Below are 19,203 nucleotides of genomic sequence, written 5' to 3' on the forward strand. Positions count from 1 at the left end.
GCTCATGACGACAAGCCGCAAGCTGAGAGTGGCCACGGTGATCACCCGCTTCAACGGCGGCGCCGGACAGGTCGCGCTGAACGGCGCCCTGGCCCTGCCGCCGGACGGCTACGAGCGCGCCGTCGTCACCGGCGGCGTCGGCATCGACAGCAAGGCCGCCGCGTCCGGCGCGGACGTGCTGCGCGGCGAGGAGGCGGTCGCCAACGCCGCCGCCGGCGACCTGACGCCCGCCGCGCACGGTGCCGGGATGGAGATCGTCCAGGTGCGGTCGCTGGTCCCGCAGATCTCCCCGCGCGACGACCGCGCCGCGCTGCGCGTCCTCACCCAGGTCCTCGCCGAGGGCCGCTACGACGTCGTGCACACGCACAGCGCCAAGGGCGGCGTGATCGGGCGGATCGCCGCGGCCCGCGCGGGCGTGCCGCGGATCGTGCACACCTGGCACGGCTTCCCGTTCAACGAGTTCCAGTCGTGGGCGCGGCGCCGCGTCTACATCAGGCTGGAACGGGCCGCCGCCAAGCACACCGACGCGTTCCTGGCGATCGGGTCGGAGACGGTCACCACCGCGCTGCGGCTCGGCCTCGCCACGCCCGAGCGGGTCCGACTGTCGTGGCCCGCGGTGGACGTGGCCGCCTACGCCACCGCGCCCGGCTCGCGCGCGCAGGCGCGGCGCCGCCTCGACCTGCCGCTCGGGGTGAAGGTCGTCGGCTCGGTCGGGCGGCTCACCCACCAGAAGGGCCCGGAGGTCTTCGCGCGGGCGCTGGCCCGGCTCCCGGGCGACGTGTTCGGGCTGTGGGTCGGCGGCGGGCCGATGGCGGCCGAGCTGGAGGCGCTGACCGCACGGCTCGGCATCGGCGAGCGGATGCGGTGGCTCGGGCACCGCGACGACGTCGCGAGCGTGCTGCCCGCCTTCGACCTGATGGCGATGGCCAGCCGCTGGGAGGGCCTGCCGTGCGTGCTGGTCGAGGCGATCGGCGCCGGGATCCCGCTGGTGGCGACCGCCGTCCCGTCCAACCAGGACCTGGTGCTGGCGGGCGAGACCGGGCTGCTCGTCCGGCCGGAGGACCCCGAGCAGCTCGCCGGCGCGATCGGCCACCTCCTGGACGACCCGGCCGCCGCCGCCCGGATGGCCCGCCGCGCCCGGGACCGGGTCGGCGACTGGTTCACCCCGGCCCATCTCGGCGAGCAGCTCGACGACGTCTACCGCGGCGACACCGAACGGCCGTACCAGCGATGACCGCCACCAGGGCCGCCCCGCCGAAGCCCGCCACCGGGCCGGCGGACCGGGCCGCCGCCGGACGGGCGTCCGCGCCGCCCGGCCCCGCCGCGCCGCCGCCGCTGCGGCGCCGGCTGCCGGTGACGGTGGTGGCGCTGGTCGCGGGCATCGCCTCGCTGCCGATGCTGATGCCGTTCGGGCTGGCCCCCGGCCCCGGCAACACGGGGCTGCCCGATCTCGCGCTCGTCGGCGTCACCGCGGTCACCCTGCTGTGGGCGGCGACCCACCGGCTGCCGGTGCGGTGGCCGTTCCTGATCCCCACGCTGCTGACCATCATCGCCGGCGGGATCGCCGCGCTGGTCAACGACGCGGGCGCGCTCACCCTGGTCAAGGACCTGTTCGTGCTGCTGTGGGCGGTGAGCGTCGCCAATCTCGGCCGCGACCCGCGGCTGCTGCGCGTCGCGCTGCGCTCCTGGGTGGTCATCGGCACCTGCTGCGCGCTGGTGATGATCTTCGGGTTCGTGATCGGGAACGACCTGCTGTCGGGGAAGCAGGTCGACGGCGAGCGCGCGATGTTCACCTTCGGCGACGCCAACTACGCCTCCAACTGGTTCATCTGCGTGTTCTTCATCGCCCGCGCCGCCCGCTTCCCCGCCACGCCCGCCCGGCGGTACGCGGTGTGCGGCGTGCTGCTCGCCGCCGAGGTGCTGACCGGTTCCAACGGCGGCTCGCTCGCGCTCGGCGCCGCGATCCTGCTCGGCTACCTCTTCCGGCTGTTCCGCGAGGGCAAGGCGCACCACGCGATCGCGGTCGGGGCGCTCGCGGCGGTGCTCGGCGGCGGGGGCGTCGCGGCGCTCGGCCAGATCGACGTCCAGCCCTGGCTCGACCGGGCCGGCCAGGCGTCCCCCATCCTGCGCGACTCGATCGGCCGGACCACCGGCGAGAGCACCAACTCGCGCAGCACCGTGCTGGCCACCACGATCAAGATGATCGACCGGCAGACCCATCCGTGGGGCATCGGGCCCGGCCAGACCGAGACCGCGATGCGGGTCGGCCAGGAGACCTACGTCCGCGAGGCGCACAACGACTACATCGCCGCCGTCCTGGAGCGCGGCTTCCTCGGCGGCGTCGCGCTGATCGCACTGCTGTCCACGCTGCTGCTCAGGTGCCTGCGGATCGCCCGCCGGGACGCGCTGACCGGCGAGTACGCGCGGCTGGTGCCCCGGCCCGAGCTGTTCGCCGCGCTGGTCGCGGTGTTCCTGATCTCCGGGCTGTTCTACGAGACCCTGCACTACCGGCACGGCTGGGCGTTCTTCGGCCTGATCGCCGCACTGGACCTCTTCGGACGGCGCGACACCGCCCCCGCGGCGGGCACCGGGGAGGCCGCATGACGGACACGCAGCGTCCCGCCGGACCCACCGGACCCGTCTCGGGCGGCGTGGGGGACGGCCGGGACACCGCCGAGGCCGGACGGCTCAAGAGGCGGCTGCTCGCGCTCGTCGCGGGCAACATGGCCGGACGGATCGGCGCGCTCGCCTCGCTCGGCGTCGCCACCATCCTGGTGGCGCGGATCGGCGGGCCCGAACTGGTCGGCGCGTTCACCCTGGTGCGGATCCTCCCCGGGCTGCTCTGCCAGCTCTCCAACGCCGGGCTGCCCGCCGCCGCGCCCTACTTCCTCATCCGCGGCGACCACGACCAGGCGCGGGTGCGGCCCACCCTGGCCTGGCTGACCGTCGCCGGCGCCGTCCTCGGCGGCACCGGCTGGCTGGCCCTCAGCCCGCTGCTCCACCCAGTGTTCTTCGAGTCGTTCGGGATCTGGTTCACGCTCGCCGCCGCCGTCCCGTCCTTCACCCAGGGCTTCGTCTCGGTCGGCAAGGGCCTGCTCCAGGGCACCGACGACCAGAACGGCGCCAGCCTCGCGATCGCCGTCGAGGAGTTCGTCTTCCTGCCCATCTACCTGGTCATCCTGATCGGCTGGTACGGGCCGGGCGCGCTGATCACCGGGCTGGTGCTGGCCGACGTCGCCGCCGCCGCGTGGATCGCGCGGCGGCTGGCGCGGCGCGGGTTCTTCGCCGGCTGGGGCCGCCCGGACCGGCGGCTCGGCCGCACCATCGCCGGGTACGGCCTGCGCGGCTACCTCGGCCAGCTCATCGACCTGCTCCAGCTCCGCTTCGACATGGCGCTGCTCGGCGCGCTCGCCGGGCCGAAGGTCCTCGGCGTCTACACCGTCGCGAGCAAGTTCGCCGAGCTGGTGCAGCTCCCGGGCCTGGCCGTCAACTACGTGCTGTACCCCGACTTCGCCAAGGAGGACCGCGGCACCGCGACCCGGCGGACCGCACGGCTGATCCTGCCCGCGCTGGCGGTGTCGGCCGCCGCCGCGCTGCCGCTCGCGCTGATCGCCGGGACCGCGCTGCCCTGGGTGTTCGGCGACGTCTTCGACGACGCGGTGGTCCCCACCTACATCCGGCTGGCCGGGGTGGTCACCTTCGGCGTCACCGGCCTGGTCATGGCCTACCTGTACGGCGTCGGCCGGCCCGGCGCCGCGTCCGCCGGCCAGGGCATCGGCCTGGTCGTCGTCGTGGTGTGCGGCGTCTTCCTGATCCCCCGGTACGGGGCCGAGGGCGCCGCGATCGCCACCTCCGTCTCCTTCGTCGCCACCACCGCGGCGCTGCTGGTGTGGTTCCGGCACGTCCAGAAGAAGGGGTGACCATGTCCGAGGAGCACACCCGGCTGGAGAGCCGTCCGGTCGACCCGTCCGACGGGGTCCCGCCGTCCGGCGCGCGGCGCGTGCTGGACGTGGCGGGGGCCCTCGCCGGGCTGGTCCTGCTGAGCGTGCCGCTGCTGCTGGTGTACGCGCTGGTGCGGTTGTCGAGCCCGGGGCCGGGGGTGTTCCGGCAGACCCGGGTGGGGCAGGGCGGCCGGCCGTTCACCATGTACAAGTTCCGCACCATGCGGCAGGGCGTCGGCGGCCTCACCGTCACCGCCAACTGCGACCCCCGGCTGACCAGGGTGGGCAAGCTGCTGCGCCAGTGGTCGCTGGACGAGCTGCCGCAGCTCGTGAACGTGCTGCGCGGGCAGATGACCCTGGTCGGGCCGCGTCCGGAGACCTACGATCTGGCCGTGCACTACGACGCGCGGTCCCGCTGGGTCTTCGACCACCGGCCGGGCCTGACCGGCGTCTCCGAGGTCCGCTTCCGCGACTTCGACGTGCTCGGCCCCGGCGAGGAGGTCGACCTGGCCGCCTACATCGAGCGGATCGTCCCGGCCCGGGTCGCGATCGACGCGGTGTACCTGCGCGACCCGTCGATGCGCGCCACGTTCGGCGCGCTCTGGGACACCGTCCGGCACATCCTCGGCTTCACCGTCCCGCCGCTCCGGGACGCGCCGCCCGGCGCCGCCGGCGCGCCGGTCCGCGAGGCCGGGCGGGAGGCCGGTCCCGCCGCCTGACCGACCGCGACCACCCGGGGAGACAGCGATGGGCGTCCGCTTCAAGATCTCGGTGGTGGCCGCCGCGGCCGTGCTGGTGGCCGGCTTCCTGCTCTACCTGGCGCGCGGACCGTCCGGCGACGGCGACACCCCCTACCGCGGCCCGCTCGCGAGCCCGGGGACCCCAGCGGCCGGCTCTGGCGGGACGCGGCACATCGCGCTGAACACCCAGCCCGCCGACTACCCGAGGCTGAAGGCGCTCGGCTACGACCTCGTCGATGTCAAGCCCGACGAGGCGCTGGTGCGCGGCGTCCCGGACGGGATGCGGGCGCTGCTGTGGGTCGGCAACTTCACCTGCGACGCCTTCGAGCTGCCGTTCGACGCGTTCGCCCGGGCGGTCCAGCGCTACGCGCGCGACCCCAAGGTGTTCGGCTGGTACCTGTCGGACGAGCCCAACACCCGCGAGTGCCCGGAGGTCGCCGGCGAGATCCGCCGCCGCGCCGACCACGTCAGGCGGCACGCGCCCGGTCAGGTCACCTTCATCTCGCTCACCGACTGGCCGATGGGGCCGCTCACGCCCGCCCGGACCGGCGTCGACCTGGTCGGGCTCGACCCCTACCCGTGCAAGGGCTCGGCCCGGACCCGCGCGAAGTGCAACATCGACGCGATCGACCGGATGGTGCGGATGGCCGACGAGGCGGGCATCGCACGCCGCGCGGTCGTGCCGGTCTTCCAGACGTTCGGGCAGGACTGCTCAACGGGCGACAAGCAGTACTGGCTGCCCACCCAGGCGCAGCTCCGCGCGATCCTGGCGCGCTGGGACCGGCTGGTGCCGCGCCCGCCGATGGACATCTCCTACTCGTGGGGACACCAGGACCGATGGGCCTGCCCGGCGCTCTCAGACGCGTCCGGCGGTGCGCGTCCCGACCTTCAGAGCATCATGAAGGGGCACAACACCGCCGGACGATCCTGACGAGCTTCTTTCCAGACTTTCGATGGCCGGGCCTGGTGCCTCAGCCGACGCCCTGGTTCTCGGCGACGACCGGCTTCTGCGGCTGATCCGGCAACGGGAAGTCCATCGAGCCGATCTGTAGTGCGAAGATCTCCATCGCCCCTACGACCAGCACGAAGGCGACGACGAACAGGCCGAACTTCTTGCGGTCCACGTACGAACCCCTTCAAACCCCCGGTGATCACAAAAAATTAGCACAGAACGCTAAAGGCCGAGAGGCCGATCGGTGGTCCGGCGCACCCTCCTGCTGCCGAGGTTCGCCGAGCGCGCGTTGACGCACGCCCCCGTGGCCAGATCGAACGCGAAGTTGTGCGCGAGGCAGTGCACCTGCCCGTCCCGGACGATCGCGCCGATCGACAGGTCCTCCCCGGCGTGCGGGCAGTAGCGCGGGATGTCATAGGAGCACCCGCCCGACTCGACCACGATGCGCTCGGACTCGTCCCGTCCCGTCTCGTACGCCTCGACCGCCCGCAGCGCGGGGGCGTTGGCGTGCTTGAGCAGGCCGACCAGGTGGTCGTTGTAGACGTCGGGGTCGCGGTAGAGGCTGAGCCGGAACGAGATGAGCAGGTCCTCCCAGGCCAGCCGCCCGCCCAGCACGCCGTCGAGCCAGCGGCCCGCGGTGGTGATCCGGTAGTGCGGGCGGGCGCCAGGGGCGGCCTCCCCGGCCTTGAGCCCGTCCGGGGAGAAGTCCACGTCCCACGTCCCGCCGTTCGGCCCGGTGACCTCGAAGCGGACCAGCATGTCGATCTGGGAGAGGAAGTAGTCGCTGAGCCCGCCCAGGTGCTCGAAGTGCGCGACGAAGCGGTGGAACAGCTCGGCGTCCGGCTCGGGGTGGTCCGCCAGCACGCGCTCGATCGACGCGGCCCGGTCGGCGGCGTACCGCTCCAGGTAGCCGGGACGGTCGGCGTCGGCGAACGAGAAGCGCGCCGAGACCGGGTCGCGGACGACCTCGCCGGTGTCCAGGTCGACGGTGTCACCGGGCCTGAAGTGGTCCCAGCGCTGCCCGGGCAGGTGCTCGCGCAGCCACTCGGTGGCGGCCTCGGGGTCGCAGAACGCGCCCGTGTCCTGGTCGAGCACCCAGTTGAGGTGCGCGACCTCGCCGTCCAGGAAACAGGGCGGCCCGGCGAACGGGACGGCGAGCTCCGGCGCGGTCTGCCGCACCAGCCGCTGCGCGCCGCGCAGCTTGGCGACCCGCTTGTCCATCGAGACCTTGGCGAGCTCCTCGGGCGGGTACTCGTAGCAGATCGGGTGCCAGGAGGCGCCCGAGGTCTGGAGCGCCATCAGGTCGAGCCGGCCGCCGGCCAGGTGCTTGGCGCGGCGCGCCTGCGCCGCGGTGAGCCGCGCGTCGTTGCAGTGCAGGATCGCGCGGCCGTCGGCGACCACGAGAAATGCGGAGTCGTGGCACATCGGCGACAGCTCCGGAATCACCGTGATCCAGGAGCCCTGATTGTCCAGTGGGAATTTCTCCCAGGCCGGTATCTCAATTACCTGCCGGGCGCCGGCCACCGCCGCCATGCGTGCACGGAAGGCGGGACCCGGATAGGACGGAATGAGGATTCTGGTCCGTTCGGGAAGTCGCTCGACGACCCAGGGGTCGAAATGATCTAGATGCTCGTGCGAGATCGCGACCCAGTCGGTTTCGAGCAACGCGGGCACATCGAGATGATCGTTTCTCGGGTACTGGTGCCAGGCGCCCAGGAAGGCGCCCGTCGGGGCGAGCCAGGGATCCGCGAGCAGGCGGAACGCGGCGCCACGGACCGCCACTCCGGCGTGTCCGAGAAAGGTGACCGTCGGCATACCGAGACTGTCCCTCCGGCCCTGGGGGGCTACACCCGCCGGAATGCGCAAGGCGGCTACGCCGTAGGTATGAAAGAAATGCCGCGGAGATCGCCCGGCAATCCCGATCGAGACGCATCGACAATGGGGCTGGTTTACCAGAATTTTGCCATGTCCACTATCGGCCAGCGGCCGGACGGTAGCGGCCAATTGTCTGGACACCGATGCCCATCCGGGCGACGGTCGGGACGGTGCTGGTATTTATGGACGGGGGTCCTTCATGAACAACGGGCAGTCACGGTCGTCACCGATGGACACGCCCGCGCACGTCGCGACGCTCACCACCGTGGGCACGCGGGAAACCGGGCCGGAGGACCCGGTGGGAAGGGTCGAGGACGGCCTGTGGCGGCGGCGGCTGCGGCACGACATCAGGCACGAGCTCGGCACGATCATCATGCTGGCCTCGGCGGTCGTCGTCGCCGACGACGTCGGCGACACGAGCCGGGCCCGCGTCGAGCAGCTCCTCGGCGAGACCCGGTGGCTCGACCACCTGCTGCGCCGCCTCGACGGGGACGGCGACGACAACGAGCCGCTGCCCTGCCCGGAACGGATCCGGGTGGACGAGCTGACCGCCGAGGTGGTCACCGGCATGCGGCTGGCCACCTCGCACGAGGTCTGCTTCAGCGGCGGCGAGGCGTGGGCGCACATGGACCCGGTCGCGCTCTGGCGGGCGCTGCGCAACGTGCTCGACAACGCCTGCCGGGTGGCGGCCCGCCGGGTGGACGTCCGGGTCGTGGCCGACCGGGGCTGGGTCGCCGTCCAGGTCGACGACGACGGCCCCGGGTTCGGCGTCCCCCGCGGCGCGTACGGTGCGCCCGGCGCGCCCGGCGACACGGTCCCGGGCGGGGCGGCGCCGCGCGGGCTGGCCTCGCTGGGGCTGGGCATCGTGCACGACCTCATCTCCGGCTACGGCGGCAGCCTGGAGATCCGCACCTGCGAGATGGGAGGCGCCCGGGTCCGCATGCTGCTGCCGTCGGCGCCGCCCATCAGCGCCGACGACTGGCGGCCGCATCCATGAAGGTGATCATCTGCGACGACCACGCGGTGTTCGCCGACTCGTTGTCGCTGGTGCTGGCCGACGCCGGCCACGCGGTGGCGGGGGTGGCCTATTCGCCCGAGGAGGCGCTCCCGGCGCTGCGCGCCGGGAGCGCCGACGTCTGCCTGATCGACCTGCACTTCCCGGGGACCACCGCGCTCGAATGGATGCCGCGGCTGCGGGCCGCCGCGCCGGGCACCCGGTTCGTGGTGCTGACCGGATTCCTCGAGCAGCCGGTGCTGGAGGCCGGTCTCGCGGCGGGCGTGCGGGGCTTCGCGCACAAGGGCCAGCAGGCCGGCGACATCCTCACCGTGCTGCGCCGGGTCGCGGCCGGCGAGGTCGTCGTCGACCAGGCCACCCGGCGCGGCGCGGGCGTCCGGCCGCGCAGCCAGGCGCAGAAGGTGGCGCAGTTCCTCACCCCGCGCGAGCGCGAGGTGCTCACCCGGCTGGCCCGCGGCGAGTCCACCCAGGCACTGGCCAAGGCGATGGGGGTGACGCGCAGCACGGCGCGCAGCCACGTGCAGAGCGTGCTGAGCAAGCTGGGCGTGCACTCGCAGCGCGAGGCCGTGATCGAGGCCGCCCGCCACGGTCTGGTGAGCGTCGAAACGGGAGAGTGGCTCGCGGGCTGAACCCCGCCTGAACGCGCCGTGCCGGTTGCGGAACGCCGGGAAGGTGACATGGGACGGCCGAAACCGGACATAGAGCGTTCGGCTCGGACACGTTAGCGTCCGCCCTGAAGGAGGTTCCCCCATGCCTCAGCGGCGAGGCGCCCTGCCCATCTCCGACACCGAGGTCCTCGGCTGCCCCGACAGCTACGCGCGGGGCGTCCCCTACGAACGGCTGGAGCGGCTCCGCGCCAAGACCCCGGTGGTGTGGCTGGACGGGCGGATGTCCGAGCGGCCCGGCGCCTGGGCGGTGCTGAGCTACGCCGACGTGCGGCACGCCCTCGTCCACCCGGAGCTCTTCGCGTCCGAGCAGGACGGTGCCCTGCACGGCCCCGCCGTGGGGCGTGAGCAGGACGCGGACGAGGCGGCGGGCGGGAGCGGCGGCGGTGACGAGCCGGACCCGTCCCTCATCGACATGGACCCTCCCGCGCGGGCGATGCTGGAGCGGGTGCCCGCGCGGGAGTCGGTCGACTTCGTCCGCGACGTCGCCGGGGACGTGCCTGCAACGTTGCGCAACACTCTGGCCGGCGGCCTGTACGCCCTTCTGCGCCACCCCGGGCAGTACGAGCGCTTACAGGCGGGACGAACCGACGAGGGGCTTCTCGACAGCGCCGTGGAGGAGATGCTGCGCTGGTGGACGCCCGTAATGCAGATCGACCGCGTCGTGCAGCGCGCGACCGAAATGGGCGGCGTGCCGCTGCGGGCGGGTGAACGGGTCGTGCTCTGGCTCGCGTCCGCCAACCACGACGAGGACACATTTCCCGAACCCGACCGCTACATCCCCGAACGCTACGTCCCTGCCCCGCGCCCGCAGGAGGACGACCCTGACGCCGGGCACCGCCTCCAGAGCGATCCGGACGCCGAACCCCCTCTCCGGCACGACCGGCCCGCGCGCCCGCACCTCTGCTTCGGGTACGGGACGCGCGCGTGCCTGGGCGCGCGGCTGACCCGGGTGCACCTGCGCGCGCTCCTCGTCGCGATCTTGGAACGGCCAGGGCGTGCGCGCCTGGCGGGCGAACCGGTAATGTTGCGGTCAAGCGCCCGTCACGGCTTCGACCGGCTGCCGATCCGCTGGATCGGCTGAGAACGGGCACCGAGCGCAACGCGCCGACACGTATGACTGCGGACGGCATCCCGACGCCGCCCAGGGCACGCCCCGTCAGGCAGCCCGGCCGATCCGGTCGGGCGCACGCGGCTGTCAGGTCATCGACCCTTCTGAACGTTCACCGACCCGGCCGTACGCCCGCCGAGTCATTCGTCGTGCCATGCCCAGCGCGTGGCACGTCCTGCCCGGAGGGGGCCGGTATGGAACTGACGAGCTGGGAGCTGCTCACCCTGCTCAGCCTGGCGACGCTCGGGTGCCTGGCGGCGACGGTGCGGCTGTGGCCGCGCGTCGCCGCCGCCCGACCGGGCGCCGTCGCCGCACGCGCCGGACTGCTGATCGGCTGCCAGGTCGTGCTCATCCTGACGCTGATCGTCGGGCTGAACGGCTACTACCTGTTCTACGGGACGTGGCACGACCTGCTCGGCGCCGCCGGCGGGAAGGTCCGGACGGAGCAGGGACGACGCCCGCCGGCACCGCCGAACGCCGCCGTCGCGAGCCAGGTCGTCCGGAAGGTCGCCGCGGAGCTCGACCCGGGCGCCGCCGGGCGCACCGGGCACGCCGACCCCGCCCGCGACGGGCAGGTCGAGCACCTGGCGATCCACGGCGTCCGCACCGGGATCGACGCCGAGTCCTACGTCTACCTCCCGCCGCAGTACTTCCAGCCGGGCTTCGCCGCGCGCCGGTTCCCGGTCGCGCTCTTCATCGCCGGCTACCCCGCCTCCGACCGGCTCACCTGGATCGACAAGGGCCACCTGCCCGAGGAGGCGGCGCGGGCGCAGGCGGCCGGCCGGGCCCAGCCGATGATCTACGTGATGATGCGGCCGACCGTGAAGGACGGCTGGGACACCGAGTGCGCGGACGTGCCCGGCGGCCCCAAGGTCGAGACGTTCTTCGCGCAGGACGTCCCCGAGGCGATCGCGGGGACCTACCGCACGCCCCGCTCCGCCAAGGGCTGGGGCGTGGCGGGCTACTCCACCGGCGGCTACTGCGCGGCCAAGCTGGCGATGCTGCACTCCGACCGGTTCAGCGCCGCGGCCAACATGGCCGGCCACTTCCACGCGCTGCTCGACACCACGACCCGCGACCTCTACAACGGCAGCCCCGCCCTGCGGCGGAGCAGCAACCTGATCTGGCGGCTCCAGAACCTGCCGCAGCCGCCGCTGTCGATCCTGGTGGCGTCCGCCGACGTCGGCGAGAACACCTTCCCGTCGGCCCAGCGGTTCATGCGGGCCGCCCGGCCGCCGCTGGTGGTCGACACGGTGCTGCTGCCGACCGGCGGCCACAACTTCAAGACGTTCCGCAAGTACATCCCGCCGACCGTCCAATGGCTGAGCGCCCAGCTCCGGGGAGAGTGACATGGAGCCCACGAGCGCGATCCTGCTCATCCTGACTGGCCTGCTGGCCACCGCCGCCTTCGCCGCGGCCATGCTGCTGTGGCCGCGGTTCGCCGGGTCCGGCAGAGGGCCGGTGCTGAGGCGCGCCGGACTGCTGCTGGCGAGCCAGGCGACCCTGACGGCACTGATCGTCCTGACCGCCAACAAGTACTTCGTCTTCTACGCGACCTGGGACGACCTGCTCGGCGACGGCACCGCGAAGGTCCAGGTGAAGCAGGTGCAGTCGAGCCATGGCGCGAAGGCCGACCCGTCCGGTCAGGTGCGCCGCTTCAGCACCGGCCTCGGCCCGTCCCGCGCGGGGCACCCGCAGGATCCGGCCAAGGACGGGCGGGTCGACCGGCTGGAGGTGCACGGCCCGCGCAGCGGGCTCGACTCGGTGGTCTACGTCTACCTCCCGCCGCAGTACTTCCAGCCCGAGTACGCGCGCAAGCGGCTCCCCGTCGCGATGCTGCTGTCGGGCGGGCCGTCCGACGGCCCGACGGCGTGGATCAAACAGGCGCACGTCCCGGCCGAGGCCGCCCGCGAGGTCGCGGCGGGCCGCTCCCAGCCGATGGTCTACGCGATGGTCCGCTCAGCGCACGGGCTGTCGCCGGCCCCGCCGGCACCGGCGCCGTCAGGACCGTCCGCGCCACCCGGCCCCGGTGCGCACCGCAGGGTCGTCAAGGGCATGGCGGCCGGTCTGGGGAAGACGGTGAAGGCTGGTGAGGGGAAGACCCGTGACGGGAAGACCCGTGACGGGAAGACCGGCGTGCGCCCGTCGGTGTGCGTCGATCTGCCCGGACGCGCCGGCGGGCAGGCCGAGACGTTCTACACCCAGGATCTGCCCGTCGCGCTGCTGAGCACCTACCGCCTGCCGCGCGTGCGCCAGGGGTGGGGCGTGGCCGGGTTCGGCACCAGCGGCCAGTGCGGCACGCGGTTCGCGATGCTGCACTCCGACCGCTTCGCCGCGGGTGCGAGCATCGACGGCGCCCTCGGCGCGCCGCCCACCGCGCCCGGGACCGCCCAGCCCGACCCCTACGGCGGCAGCTCCGTGTACCGGCAGGACAACGACCTGCTGTGGCGGCTCGAACACCTCCCGCCCCCGCCGGTGTCGCTCCTGATCGCGACCGGACGGGACGGCGGGGAGGCGGCGACCGCGGCGCGGTTCGCGTCGCTCGCCAAGCCGCCGGCGCGCGCCGAGGTGTCGCTGGTCGACGGCGAGCCCGGCACGCTCGGGCAGTGGCGCGGCCACCTCCCCTCCGTCCTCGGGTGGCTGAGCGCCCGTCTCCGCGGCGAATGACCCGGTACCTCCCGGGGAGTACGGGCGGACGCTCCCGGCGGCCGACGCCGGGCCGGCCGCCGGTGTCCTAACGTGCTGGAATGAGCACTCCGCCGCCGTCCGCACACGTCGGGGCACCGCGCTGGGCCCGTCCCACCGCGTGGCCCGTCTGGGTGCTTCCGGCGCTCATCGCGGTCATCCAGGTGATGGGTTCGATCGGCGCGGAAAGCGGCGGCGGGCCCGGCCGGGGCGGGTGGCGCGATCCGGCCGGCCGGCCGCACCCGTCGCACGACTACGGCTTCACCCCGCTCGACCCGCCGGCCTTCGCGGTGCTGCTCGTCGGCCCGGCGCTGCTCCTGCTGCGCCGCCGGCATCCGAGGTTCACGCTGGTGGCGGTGGGCGCGCTCACCGCGCTGTACTTCCTGCGCGCCTACCCGTACGGGCCGGCTCCGTTCGCCGCGCTCCTGGCGCTGATGTCGGCGGTCAACGCCGGGCACCGGCTGTTCGCCTGGGCCTGCACGAGCGGCGCCCTCGCCGCCTACTTCGCCCTCACCGCGGTGATCGGGGTGCCGTGGGACGAGCGCGGCCGGGGCGGCGGCCCCTTCCCGGTGGACGAGCCGACGGTCGGCGGCACCTCGATCGTGATCGGCTGGGCGCTGGTCGGGCTGGTCACCGCCGAGCTGGTCCGGATGCGCCGGCAGAAGGCCGAGGCGTCGGCCCGGTCCCGGGCCGAGGAGGACCGGCGGCAGGCCAGCGAGGAGCGGCTGCGGATGGCCCGCGAACTGCACGACGTGCTGGCGCACAACATCTCGATGATCAACGTGCAGGCCGGGGTGGCGCTGCACCTCATCGACGACGACCCCGGGCAGGCGCGGACCGCGCTGGCCGCCATCAAGGAGGCCAGCAAGGAGGCGCTCAGCGAGATGCGGTCGGTGATCGGGGCGCTGCGCGCGCAGGGCGAGAGCGCCCCGCGCTCCCCCACCGCCGGGCTGGACCGGCTGGAGGACCTGCTCGCCCGCGCCCGCTCGGCGGGCCTGCGGGTGGACGCCGAGGTCACCGGCGACCGGCGGCCCCTGCACGCCGCGACCGACCTGGCCGCGTTCCGCATCGTCCAGGAGTCGCTCACCAACGTCACCAGGCACTCCGGCGCGGGCCCGGTGACGGTGCGGGTCGTGGTCGCCTACGGCGCCGACGAGATCACCGTGCTGGTCGAGGACGACGGCCGGGGCGTCGCGCTGCTGGACGACCGTCCCGGCGGCAGCGGGATCCGCGGCATGCGCGAGCGCGCCGCGGCGCTCGGCGGCACGTTCGAGGCCGGGCCGCGGCGGGGCGGCGGGTTCCGCGTCACCGCGACGCTGCCCGTGGACGGCGCGCCCGGACCCGGTAGCCTCGCTCCGACCGCGGACCCGTCCGCCGCGGACCCGTCCCCGCCGCGCCCGGGAGGTGCCGAGTGATCAAGGTGCTGCTCGCCGACGACCAGATCCTGGTCCGCGCCGGGTTCCGCGCGCTGCTGGACGCCCAGGCCGACATCGAGGTGGTCGGCGAGGCGGGCGACGGCGAGGAGGCGGTCGCGCAGGCCCGGCGGCTCCGCCCGGACGTGATCCTGATGGACATCCGGATGCCGGGCACCGACGGCCTGGAGGCCACCCGCCGGATCGCCTCCGACGAGCGCCTGGACGGGGTCCGGATCGTCATCCTGACCACCTTCGAGCTCGACGAGTACGTGTTCGAGGCGCTGCGCGGCGGGGCGAGCGGGTTCCTGGTCAAGGACACCGAGCCGGTGGAGCTGATCCACGCGGTCCGGTCGGTCGCGGCGGGCGACGCGCTGCTGTCGCCGAGCGTGACCCGGCGGCTGATCGCCGAGTTCGCCGCGCGGGCCAAGGCCCCGGCCCCCTCGACCCGGCTGAACGCCCTCACCGATCGCGAGCGCGAGGTGATGGCGCTGGTCGGCGAGGGGCTGAGCAACGAGGAGATCGCCGCCCGGCTGGTGGTCAGCCCGGCGACCGCCAAGACCCACGTCAGCCGCACCATGGTCAAGCTCTCCGCGCGCGACCGCGCCCAACTGGTGGTGTTCGCCTACGAGTCGGGCCTGGTGAAGCCGGGCTGGCTGCCCTAGAAAGCGGCACTCTGCACCGATCGGCTGTCGTCGTCCGCGCGAACGTGACAGGCTGGTGCGAGCACGCCGTCACCGACGGGCGGAGGAGTCCGGTGCCCACCACCACGAGGATCCTGGCCGTCGACGACCGTTCGGAGAACCTGGTCGCGCTCACCGCGGTGCTCGACGCGCTGCCGGTGCAGGTCGTGCCGGTCTCCTCGGGCCGGGACGCGCTGCGCGAGCTGCTGAGCGACGACTTCGCGCTGATCCTGCTCGACGTCGTGATGCCCGAGATGGACGGCTTCGAGACCGCGGAGCACATCAAGAGCCGACCGCGCACCCGGGACATCCCGATCATCTTCCTCACCGCGGCGGGCGAGGCCGGGCAGGACGCCTACCGCGGCTACGCGGCGGGCGCGGTCGACTACCTGACCAAGCCGTTCGACCCGTGGCTGCTGCGCGCCAAGGTCGCGGTGTTCGTCGAGCTGCACCGGCGCACCGCGCGGTTGAGCCGGCAGGCCGAGCTGCTGCGCCGGACGCTCGGCGAGGAGGGCGACGGGCCCGGCCTCGCCCGGCTGTTGAAGTCGCTCGACGAGCGGGTCGCCCGGGTCGAGCACGACGTCACGCTGCTGGGGTCCGGGTCCGACCCCGAGGATCTCCGCGAGCACGTCGCCGAGCTGCGGCTCGCGCTGAACGCCCTCTCCGCGGGGAGCTGACCCCGGGCGCCCGGCCGCGTCCCCACCGCGTTCCGTTCGCGCCCCGACAGTGTTCCGCCCGCCTCTTCGCGCCGGGCTCGACGACTCCCTATAGTGACTCTCTGTATCCAATTTTCAACCATCCCAAAATCCGGCCTTCACATGGATTCGCAGGTCAGTGACACAAGATCCGATCCATGGGCCTTTCTATGGGGTTGTTAGAAGTAAGTACTTGGGGGTAACTTGCACTCATCGTCACGCAAGTGAGCGGCGTCACGAGTGTCCGTTTTTGCGCGGACGCGTCCCCCACACCGTCCCCCCAGGGAGTGCACATGACCGACTCCGCCGGCTCCGCCGAGAGCACCGAGGCCGCCGTCGGCCGGGTCCGCTGGAGGCGTTTCGCCGCCATCGCCGCACCCGCCGCGCTCGGTGCCGGCGCGCTGCTGTTCATGACCGCGCAGGGCTCGCTCGCCTCGTCCTTCGCCGTCTCCGGCAGCAGCTTCAAGGTGAGCGCCGACTCGCTCAACGGGCAGGGCTTCGTGCAGTACGGCGGCGTCGACACCGGCAAGGACGGCGCCAAGCACCCGGTGCAGATCTCCGGCATCAAGTCGGCGCAGATCCGCAACATGTGCCAGTCCATGAAGGTGGGCCCGCTCACCCTGCGGCTCACCGCGGGTACCGGCGCCAAGCCCGTCGAGGCGTCCGACCTGGTGCTGGACGTCGAGCAGCTCGACGCCGACGCCACGTTCACCGGCATCGAGATCGGCCGCGATGCCAGCACGCTGAACCGCGGCCCGGACGGCGCGCGCGGACCGGCCGGGATGTTCGGCCAGCAGGCGGCCCGGATCGAGCTGACCAAGGTCAGGCAGGTCGCCTGGGCCACCACCGCCGGCACCTTCAAGCTGAACGACCTCAGCATGAAGCTCGGCGCCGAGTGCTTCTGACCACCCCGACCCGGTGAGGCCGATGAACACCCCCGAGACGAACCGATTCCGTCGCTGGCGGCGGACCCGCCCCTTCTGGGGCGGCGTGTTCGCCGTCCTCGGCGGGGTCGAGCTGATCGCGATCCCGCTGGCGCCGATGCCGCTGGTGATCCACCAGGGCATGGCCGGCGTGGCGAGCTGGTTGATCGGCGCGCTGCTCGTCGCGGCCGGCGCGCTGATGTGGTTCCAGCCCGCGCAGCGTGGGTTCTACGGGATCCTCGCCGTGCTGCTGTCGCTGGCGTCCTTCCTCACGTCCAACTTCGGCGGGTTCCTCGCGGGGATGCTGCTCGGCATCCTCGGCGGCGCGCTCGGCTTCGCGTGGTCCCCGGCCACGGTCCGCCGTCCGCGCCCGGGAGCGCCCGGCGGCACCGCTCCGCTGCCCGCAGCGAGCGGGACGGCGCGCGGCGGCACGATGCTCGCCGCCGCGCTTCCGGCGGCCCTGCCCGCCGTCCTCGGCGTGCACCTGTTCACCCCGGCCGCGACCCCGGCTCCGACCCCGGCGCCGTCGGCATCGGCATCGGCGTCGGCGTCGGCGTCGGCGTCGGCGTCGGCGTCGGCGCCCGCCGGCTGGACGCGGATCTTCACCGACGCGGCCACGCTGCGCGCGAGCTCGCTGACGATGTCGGGGCTCAGCTACGACGGCGTCGCCGAGCTGCCCACCGCGCGGGGCACGGTCCGCGCGCTGAAGTTCAGCATGTCCAGGGCCGTGCTGAAGGACGTCGACCAGACGACCCGGCGCGGCGCCGCCACGACCCGGCTCAGGACCGGCAACCTGACGCTGGACGGCGACGTCGTCATGTTCACCACGAAGATGTCGTCGCGGCTGCTCGGCATCCCGCTGATCTTCACGCCCGAGCAGCCACCGCCGCTGACGCTGCCGACCATGGTGATGACCGACGTGGTGTCGGAGCAGCCGTCGGTGCGCGCCGACGGGGCGAGCATCTCGGGCCTGGACATCACCAACAGCTGAGCGTGTCCGCGGCCCCTCCGGCGTCCCCCCGGGCGCAGGCCGGGGCCGGCGGGCCCGCGCCCATCGCGCCGGTGCCGAGCCGGCTGCGCAGGATGAACGCGCCCGCCAGCACCGCGGCCACCACCAGCACCACCGCGACCGTGACGATCACGATCGTCTTGCGGCGCTCGCGGTCGCCGGGACGCGCCGCGCCCTGGTCGGGCCGAACGGGCTGCTGCCACTGGCTGAACTGCTGCGGCTGCTCCCACGGCTGCGGCGTCTGCGGCGTCTGCGGCGGCTGCGGGGGCGGCTGGACGCGCTGAGGTGGCACACGCGGGGGCGGACTGTACGGCGGCGGCTGCGTCTGCGAGGGCGGCGGCTGGGTCTGCGAGGGCCGCTGCTGCGGGGGCGGCTGCGTCTTGGCCAGGGCCGGGGGCGGCTGCGTCTGGGACGGCGCGGGCGGCGGCGGGGACCACTCGGTCTCCACCATGGTCCGTACCTCGGGCTCGCCCGAGGGGCGTCCGGCACCACCGGCGAAACCGCCGGGACCGGGGTCGCGCCGCGTCACCGGATCGAGGTCGGCCGCGTCCATCACGGTCTCGGCCGCCTCGTCCATCACCGTGTCCTCGGCGACCGGCGGCACCGGCTGCGGGGGCATCGGCGGCGGGGGCGGCGGCATCGCAGCGACCCGGGCGAGCAGCGGGCGGGTCTGCGCGCCGGTGATGCGGTGCACGGGCTCACGGGCCAGCAGCCCCATCAGCACACGGTTCAGCGGGCCCGCGTTGCGCGGCGGCGGGACCGGCTCGGTCAGCGCCGCCTGGAGCGAGGACATCGCGTCGGACCGCTCGTATGGCGAGTGGCCCTCCAGCGCCGCGTACAGCGTCGCGCCGAGCGCCCACAGGTCGGAGGCGGGCACGGCGCGCTCGCCCTGCGCCCGCTCCGGCGGGATGTAGGCGGGCGACCCCATGACCAGGCCGGTCTGGGTGAGGGTCGAGTCGCCCTCCACCTGCGCGATGCCGAAGTCGGTCAGCACCACCCGCCCGGCGTCGGTGATCAGCACGTTGCTCGGCTTGACGTCGCGGTGCAGGATCCCCTTCTCATGCGCGTGCCCGAGCGCGGCGAGCATCTGCATGCCGATCTCGGCGACCTGGCGGTGGCCGAGCGGGCCCTCCTCCAGCAGGTCCTGGAGCGAGCGGGCCAGGACCAGCTCCATCACGATCCAGGGCCGGTCGGACTCCTCCACGACGTCGTGCACCACCACCACGCCCGGATGGCTGAGCCGCGCCGACGCCCGCGCCTCGCGGAAGGTCCGCTCGTAGAGCACGTCGCGTTCGGACACGGTCAGGCCCGGCGGCAGCACGACCTCCTTGACCGCCACCTCGCGGTCGAGCATGACGTCGTAGGCCCGCCACACCGTGCCCATGCCGCCGCGGCCGACCACCTCGTCGAGCCGGTAGCGGTTGGCGAGAAGACGTGCCTCTCCCATGACTAAATGGTCCCCCGTCACACGCGGCGCTGCCTAGAGGCACTCCCCGA

18 protein-coding genes are annotated in these 19,203 nt (G+C 73.7%); 15 read left to right on the top strand and 3 right to left on the bottom strand.

What is annotated here, in order from left to right; genetic code table 11:
- Window positions 1-4 precede the first annotated feature (4 nt).
- From OHA34_RS17775 to OHA34_RS17795, 5 genes are read left to right on the top strand one after another with little or no spacing between them, the layout of a single operon-like run.
- Window positions 5-1,234, top strand: coding sequence for a glycosyltransferase (locus OHA34_RS17775; RefSeq protein WP_329522250.1), 1,230 nt, complete (start codon window positions 5-7; stop codon window positions 1,232-1,234).
- Window positions 1,231-2,604, top strand: coding sequence for an O-antigen ligase family protein (locus OHA34_RS17780; RefSeq protein ID WP_329522251.1), 1,374 nt, complete (start codon window positions 1,231-1,233; stop codon window positions 2,602-2,604). The genes OHA34_RS17775 and OHA34_RS17780 overlap by 4 nt, the downstream gene beginning before the upstream one ends.
- Complete coding sequence (locus OHA34_RS17785) at window positions 2,601-3,920, top strand: lipopolysaccharide biosynthesis protein (protein ID WP_329522252.1); 1,320 nt, start codon at window positions 2,601-2,603, stop codon at window positions 3,918-3,920. Before OHA34_RS17780 ends, OHA34_RS17785 begins: the two co-directional genes overlap by 4 nt.
- Window positions 3,921-3,922: 2 nt before the next feature.
- Entirely contained in the window at window positions 3,923-4,660 is a 738-nt protein-coding gene (locus tag OHA34_RS17790) for a sugar transferase (RefSeq protein WP_285942301.1), read from the top strand.
- A gap of 28 nt (window positions 4,661-4,688) precedes the next feature.
- Window positions 4,689-5,612, top strand: a complete 924-nt coding sequence (locus tag OHA34_RS17795; protein ID WP_329522253.1) for a hypothetical protein — start codon at window positions 4,689-4,691, stop codon at window positions 5,610-5,612.
- Between the two features lie 40 nt (window positions 5,613-5,652).
- Here OHA34_RS17795 and OHA34_RS17800 read toward each other — a convergent pair whose 3' ends face one another.
- Window positions 5,653-5,805, bottom strand: coding sequence for a hypothetical protein (locus OHA34_RS17800; protein ID WP_285942303.1), 153 nt, complete (start codon window positions 5,803-5,805; stop codon window positions 5,653-5,655).
- 50 nt (window positions 5,806-5,855) lie between these two features.
- On the bottom strand, window positions 5,856-7,448 hold the full coding sequence (locus OHA34_RS17805) for a Rieske 2Fe-2S domain-containing protein (RefSeq protein WP_329522254.1): 1,593 nt from the start codon (window positions 7,446-7,448) through the stop codon (window positions 5,856-5,858).
- A 289-nt stretch (window positions 7,449-7,737) separates the two neighbouring features.
- Here OHA34_RS17805 and OHA34_RS17810 point away from each other — a divergent pair, with 289 nt between their 5' ends.
- The 10 genes from OHA34_RS17810 to OHA34_RS17855 all read left to right on the top strand — a co-directional run bounded on the left by OHA34_RS17810 (window position 7,738) and on the right by OHA34_RS17855 (window position 17,688).
- Complete coding sequence (locus OHA34_RS17810; protein ID WP_329522255.1) at window positions 7,738-8,505, top strand: sensor histidine kinase; 768 nt, start codon at window positions 7,738-7,740, stop codon at window positions 8,503-8,505.
- Window positions 8,502-9,152 carry a response regulator transcription factor gene (locus OHA34_RS17815; protein ID WP_329522256.1) on the top strand — a complete coding sequence of 217 codons (651 nt, stop codon included), beginning with the start codon at window positions 8,502-8,504 and terminating at the stop codon, window positions 9,150-9,152. The genes OHA34_RS17810 and OHA34_RS17815 overlap by 4 nt, the downstream gene beginning before the upstream one ends.
- 121 nt (window positions 9,153-9,273) lie before the next feature.
- Window positions 9,274-10,272, top strand: a complete 999-nt coding sequence (locus tag OHA34_RS17820) for a cytochrome P450 (RefSeq protein WP_329522257.1) — start codon at window positions 9,274-9,276, stop codon at window positions 10,270-10,272.
- A 221-nt stretch (window positions 10,273-10,493) separates the two neighbouring features.
- Window positions 10,494-11,648 carry an alpha/beta hydrolase gene (locus OHA34_RS17825; protein ID WP_285942308.1) on the top strand — a complete coding sequence of 385 codons (1,155 nt, stop codon included), beginning with the start codon at window positions 10,494-10,496 and terminating at the stop codon, window positions 11,646-11,648.
- Between the two features lies 1 nt (window position 11,649).
- Window positions 11,650-12,966, top strand: a complete 1,317-nt coding sequence (locus OHA34_RS17830) for a hypothetical protein (protein ID WP_329522258.1) — start codon at window positions 11,650-11,652, stop codon at window positions 12,964-12,966.
- 80 nt (window positions 12,967-13,046) lie between these two features.
- Window positions 13,047-14,399, top strand: a complete 1,353-nt coding sequence (locus OHA34_RS17835; protein ID WP_329522259.1) for a sensor histidine kinase — start codon at window positions 13,047-13,049, stop codon at window positions 14,397-14,399.
- The gene (locus OHA34_RS17840; protein WP_329522260.1) at window positions 14,396-15,061 is read left to right on the top strand and encodes a response regulator transcription factor; all 666 of its coding nucleotides are present in this window, start codon (window positions 14,396-14,398) and stop codon (window positions 15,059-15,061) included. The genes OHA34_RS17835 and OHA34_RS17840 overlap by 4 nt, the downstream gene beginning before the upstream one ends.
- A gap of 92 nt (window positions 15,062-15,153) precedes the next feature.
- The gene (locus OHA34_RS17845) at window positions 15,154-15,756 is read left to right on the top strand and encodes a response regulator (protein ID WP_285942312.1); all 603 of its coding nucleotides are present in this window, start codon (window positions 15,154-15,156) and stop codon (window positions 15,754-15,756) included.
- Between the two features lie 311 nt (window positions 15,757-16,067).
- A complete protein-coding gene (locus OHA34_RS17850; protein WP_329522261.1) occupies window positions 16,068-16,679 on the top strand; it encodes a DUF6230 family protein in 612 nt (203 codons plus the stop codon).
- A 22-nt stretch (window positions 16,680-16,701) separates the two neighbouring features.
- Entirely contained in the window at window positions 16,702-17,688 is a 987-nt protein-coding gene (locus OHA34_RS17855) for a DUF6114 domain-containing protein (RefSeq protein WP_329522262.1), read from the top strand.
- On the opposite strand, the gene OHA34_RS17860 is transcribed toward OHA34_RS17855, so the two are convergent.
- Window positions 17,675-19,153 (bottom strand): serine/threonine-protein kinase, encoded by a 1,479-nt coding sequence (locus OHA34_RS17860; protein WP_329522263.1) that lies wholly within the window; start codon window positions 19,151-19,153, stop codon window positions 17,675-17,677. The two genes, OHA34_RS17855 and OHA34_RS17860, sit on opposite strands and share 14 nt — an antisense overlap.
- Between the last annotated feature and the right edge of the window lie 50 nt (window positions 19,154-19,203).

Origin of the sequence: Spirillospora sp. NBC_01491, from assembly GCF_036227065.1 — a bacterium.
GTDB lineage: Bacteria > Actinomycetota > Actinomycetes > Streptosporangiales > Streptosporangiaceae > Spirillospora > Spirillospora xylanilytica.

Bases quoted from the DNA above. Each gene is read 5' to 3' on its own strand.
- OHA34_RS17805 (WP_329522254.1), bottom strand. From the start codon at position 7,448: ATGCCGACGGTCACCTTTCTCGGACACGCCGGAGTGGCGGTCCGTGGC.
- OHA34_RS17820 (WP_329522257.1), top strand. From the start codon at position 9,274: ATGCCTCAGCGGCGAGGCGCCCTGCCCATCTCCGACACCGAGGTCCTC.
- OHA34_RS17860 (WP_329522263.1), bottom strand. From the start codon at position 19,153: ATGGGAGAGGCACGTCTTCTCGCCAACCGCTACCGGCTCGACGAGGTG.
- OHA34_RS17810 (WP_329522255.1), top strand. From the start codon at position 7,738: ATGGACACGCCCGCGCACGTCGCGACGCTCACCACCGTGGGCACGCGG.
- OHA34_RS17815 (WP_329522256.1), top strand. From the start codon at position 8,502: ATGAAGGTGATCATCTGCGACGACCACGCGGTGTTCGCCGACTCGTTG.
- OHA34_RS17830 (WP_329522258.1), top strand. From the start codon at position 11,650: ATGGAGCCCACGAGCGCGATCCTGCTCATCCTGACTGGCCTGCTGGCC.
- OHA34_RS17825 (WP_285942308.1), top strand. From the start codon at position 10,494: ATGGAACTGACGAGCTGGGAGCTGCTCACCCTGCTCAGCCTGGCGACG.
- OHA34_RS17835 (WP_329522259.1), top strand. From the start codon at position 13,047: ATGAGCACTCCGCCGCCGTCCGCACACGTCGGGGCACCGCGCTGGGCC.
- OHA34_RS17850 (WP_329522261.1), top strand. From the start codon at position 16,068: ATGACCGACTCCGCCGGCTCCGCCGAGAGCACCGAGGCCGCCGTCGGC.
- OHA34_RS17795 (WP_329522253.1), top strand. From the start codon at position 4,689: ATGGGCGTCCGCTTCAAGATCTCGGTGGTGGCCGCCGCGGCCGTGCTG.
- OHA34_RS17785 (WP_329522252.1), top strand. From the start codon at position 2,601: ATGACGGACACGCAGCGTCCCGCCGGACCCACCGGACCCGTCTCGGGC.
- OHA34_RS17775 (WP_329522250.1), top strand. From the start codon at position 5: ATGACGACAAGCCGCAAGCTGAGAGTGGCCACGGTGATCACCCGCTTC.
- OHA34_RS17855 (WP_329522262.1), top strand. From the start codon at position 16,702: ATGAACACCCCCGAGACGAACCGATTCCGTCGCTGGCGGCGGACCCGC.
- OHA34_RS17790 (WP_285942301.1), top strand. From the start codon at position 3,923: ATGTCCGAGGAGCACACCCGGCTGGAGAGCCGTCCGGTCGACCCGTCC.
- OHA34_RS17780 (WP_329522251.1), top strand. From the start codon at position 1,231: ATGACCGCCACCAGGGCCGCCCCGCCGAAGCCCGCCACCGGGCCGGCG.